Origin of the sequence: Streptomyces sp. NPDC059909 (assembly GCF_042730885.1) — a bacterium.
GTDB lineage: Bacteria > Actinomycetota > Actinomycetes > Streptomycetales > Streptomycetaceae > Streptomyces.
Window position 1 is genome coordinate 1 of the sequence record NZ_JBHWKX010000266.1, and the last position, 601, is coordinate 601.

Annotated in this window: 1 protein-coding gene; it reads right to left on the minus strand. The window is 73.2% G+C overall.

Annotated features, from left to right (window positions below):
* Positions 1 to 179: DeoR family transcriptional regulator (locus ACFV9O_RS40735; RefSeq protein WP_385428207.1), on the minus strand; the 179-nt coding region annotated here is incomplete at its 3' end.
* Positions 180 to 601 lie beyond the last annotated feature (422 nt).

Sequence of the window (601 nt, forward strand, 5' to 3'; positions counted from 1 at the left end):
GCCACGGGGTAGGCCCCGCCGTGGGTCCGGCGGACGAGACCGTGCTCCTCCAGGGCGTGCAGATCACGGCGGATGGTCTCCTTCGCCACGCGGAACAGGGCGGCGAGCGCGTTCACCTCCACCGAGCCGTCGCGGCGGGCCGTGTGGAGAATCCCTCTGCGGCGTTCCTCGGTGCCCACGGCGCCCTTCCGGTTCTGCTTCGATGCGGTCCAGTGTGGAGCCCGCACCAGTCCGTTCGGGCTCACGTGTCGTTTGTACAAGCACCTCCGGTTGCTCGGCCACCTTCTGCGCGAAGGTGCTCGTGCCCGTTCCTGCCCGCCCGGGACGGAGCAGCCGCGCAGGTCAGCGGTGCGCCAGGCGTGCGGGTGCCCCGGGGTGATGCCCGTTACGGGCCCGATCGGCGCCCGGAAATTGCCCGAATCGAAAGGAGGGACCCGATCGGGCGCGCGCGGTCACGGGCCGGGGCGCGCGTTCCGGTTGCAGGTCCCGGAGGGCTCATGGGGACGCCGGGCCGGGGGCGTCGGCCCGGACCGGTGCCCCGGAGGCCGGGCACGGGAACGCCGCGCTTTCGGTGCTCGCATTCCGGCCGGCTGTGCGTTTC